We start from the raw sequence: 2980 nt of genomic DNA on the forward strand, positions 1-2980 counted from the left end.
GATAGTACATTTTCATCATAATAAGTACCCATAGTGTCACCTATATTCTCTGTTCACCTTCAAAATCCTGCCTAATTATAGCGAAATTTGCCTAAAGCTAATCTACTATGTCATCCCCGGAAAATATCTTGAACTGATCCGGCACCAGCGACCTGGGTACATATACATTTTCGAAAATACTGATGCAGTATTCATCGCTCATCCCTGCAATATAGTCGGCCACCGCTCTTTCCAAGCCCTCCTGCTCAGCAATCTCCAAGTACAGCGGAGTCATGCGCAGCGGATTTTTGAGGAAGTAGCTGTAGAGGTGCTCTATCACAAAGCCGGCCCGTTTGCGTTCCGCAAGGCACACCGATCCATTATAAATAGCCTCGAACATGAATTGCCTCAAACCGCGCAAGGCCTCCTCTACCGGCGGTGAAGGCTCAATAAGCGGAACCTCTCCGGGCTTTAACCGGCTCAGGCTGTATTCTATGGTATCAATCACCAGGGTGGCAATCCGCTGGCTGTGGCTGCTGCCAAGAACATCGATGAACTGCCGGGGCAGATCCTGCAAGGATAAGAGCCCTCCGCGGATACTGTCGTCAATATCGTGCTGCACATAGGCGATTTTATCACTGAGGCGAATAACCCGGCCTTCTGCGGTACTGGCCAGATGCGCCTGCCCGCCGTAGCCGCTGTGGTGTAAAACCCCGTCCAATACCTCCCGGGACAGATTCAGCCCCGGTCCCCGGCGGTGCTGCTCAACCCGGGTCAGAACGCGGATGCTGTTTTCATTGTGTCGAAATCCCCCGGGCAGCAGCTGGTTGAGTATCTCTTCACCGGCATGGGCAAAAGGGGTATGCCCCACATCATGCGCCAGAGCCATGGCCTCGATCAGATCGATGTTAAGGTTCAACCCGGCGCCGATGGTCTTGGCGATCTGATTGACCTCCAGGGTATGGGTTAAACGGCTGCGGTAATGGTCTCCCCGCGGGGCGATAAAAACCTGGGTCTTGTGTTTTAAGCGGCGGAAAGATTTGGAATGCACCACCCGGTCGCGATCAACCATAAAACAGGTCCTTATGGGATCGGGTGGTTCGCTCCTGATTCGCCCCCATGAATTGACAGCCAGCATGGCATGTGGACCTAACCAGGAATTTTCCCGCTTTTCGATTTCCTCACGGATCATACGCCATACACCCCCTTGAAAATCAACTCGAATTATCTCTTCATAATTATGTGCTAGTAATACTACAATCACCCAGGCGAATCCTTTATTACTTTGTCGTACCCGGGCTCTCCCGGGCAAGCCAGAAACGTCCCCGCCGGCTTGCGCATAAGCGGCCTACCCTTTGGTTTTTCAAGAATTCCCCCCATGCGCGAGAAAAGACGGGCCAAGACGCCGTCTTGACCCGCCGGGGTCTGTGTTCTGGCTATTGCTTATTGAAACTGGCCGGTGCGAATGTCGGCAAAATATGCCAATCAACATTTTTCATGGTTATGAAACACTTTTGAAATGCAAATTGATTAATGAGCAGATGATATTTTCAATCCTATAATCCCGATTAATATAAATCCAATACAAATTAACCTTATGAGGTCAGCCGGTTCTCTGAAAAGAACGATTCCCAATATCACAGTGCCAACTGCGCCGATTCCTGTCCAAATAGCATAAGCTGTCCCTAAGGGAAGACTTCGCAATGCCAATGATAAGAAATAAAAGCTTGCTATCATTCCCATTACGGTTAATATACTCGGCCCAAGCTTGGTAAAACCGTGAGTATATTTCAAGCCTATAGCCCAGGCTACTTCCAAAAGTCCTGCTATAACCAAGAATACCCATTTCATGTTCTTCACTCCTGTCATTAATTTAAAGTAAAAAGGCCCGGAAGATACTTGTAATATCTCCCAGGCTTTTATCCTTCCGTGAACACAGATGACTGTGCGTTTTATCTCGGTCCAGACCAGTTCTTTACCCAAAACTGCGGAACCCTATAAACCTCAAAATATAAAATTTTCTCTTAAGAAGATAACATATGCCATTAACTATTTCAAGTTCTATTTCGATTGGTATTTCGCCTTTCAGCGCGGCCTGTGCGGCAGCTATCAAAATAGACCAATCACTATTCCAAGCAAATTTCATTACCTTTACAACTTGACTTACGGAAGAGTGAAGTCATTGCGTATAAAACATGGAGTTCATAATCGCAAGGAGCATTTGCCGAAGGCACGCCTTGCTGAAAATGCAAGCCATTTCACCTATATATAACCAGCAAAAAACGCCATCTCCACGGCGGACTTCCTTTTTAAGGTCAATATGTTTGTCCAGCCTACAATAACCAGCCATAATCCTGGCGTGTATCGACAACCGCGTCAATATATACGCTGTTTTCCTTGATTTGATAGCCGTTAACCAAGCTGTTTTGCCCTATCCTTTTATAGAACATTTCTTCCGAACAGGAATCCAAACTTCACTATAAGCGTACTCTTTTTTGTCTTTATCCATTTTAGTAAAGGAAAAAGCAGGGGCATTGATTACTTCATAATTGGAAGAGGGTAGCCATTCTGAATATACTGTTGCCATTGTTTTTTGTAACGCAGAAGGAAATGGGCCTTCATTTGGGAATATTGCCCAAGTATAAGCTTCGACCGGCACCTTTTCCAATAGATCACTTACCTGATTTTCAGTCGTTAAAATGCCTATCAGATGAGTTAAATCTCCTTCTTCTTTTAGGAAATTAGCGTCTGCCTCATAAGAAGCATTAACGATCTCATAAGGTTCAATATTTTGAAGAGAATGCATTTCTTCTTTTTGTTCGTCCGTTATACTTTCTGCAAGCTTTACAATCTCGTTATTGACGCCTTCAAATTGCATAGGGACACGTTTGCTTACCCCGACTAAATTAAAGGCCGGTTTGTCTTCAATTCTAAATTCCATACTACTTCCTCCTTTGACGGTGATTACGAATGAAAGTTTGGGAAACGACTTACTTATGCC

3 protein-coding genes and 1 riboswitch are annotated in these 2980 nt (G+C 45.6%); all 3 genes read right to left on the reverse strand.

Annotated features, from left to right (window positions below):
• Positions 1-97: 97 nt before the first annotated feature.
• The gene (locus tag B2633_RS17385) at positions 98-1171 is read right to left on the reverse strand and encodes a deoxyguanosinetriphosphate triphosphohydrolase (RefSeq protein WP_483171977.1); all 1074 of its coding nucleotides are present in this window, start codon (positions 1169-1171) and stop codon (positions 98-100) included.
• A 338-nt stretch (positions 1172-1509) separates the two neighbouring features.
• Positions 1510-1830, reverse strand: coding sequence for a quaternary ammonium compound efflux SMR transporter SugE (gene sugE, locus B2633_RS17390; RefSeq protein WP_483171920.1), 321 nt, complete (start codon positions 1828-1830; stop codon positions 1510-1512).
• 55 nt (positions 1831-1885) lie between these two features.
• A riboswitch (guanidine-I (ykkC/yxkD leader) is annotated at positions 1886-1989 on the reverse strand.
• A gap of 421 nt (positions 1990-2410) precedes the next feature.
• Positions 2411-2980, reverse strand: a 570-nt coding sequence (locus tag B2633_RS17395) for a GyrI-like domain-containing protein (protein ID WP_483171921.1), incomplete at its 5' end; no start/stop codon positions are given.

The organism is Syntrophomonas sp. UBA1041, assembly GCF_002316705.1.
In the GTDB taxonomy this organism is placed as follows: Bacteria; Bacillota; Syntrophomonadia; order Syntrophomonadales; family Syntrophomonadaceae; genus DTU019.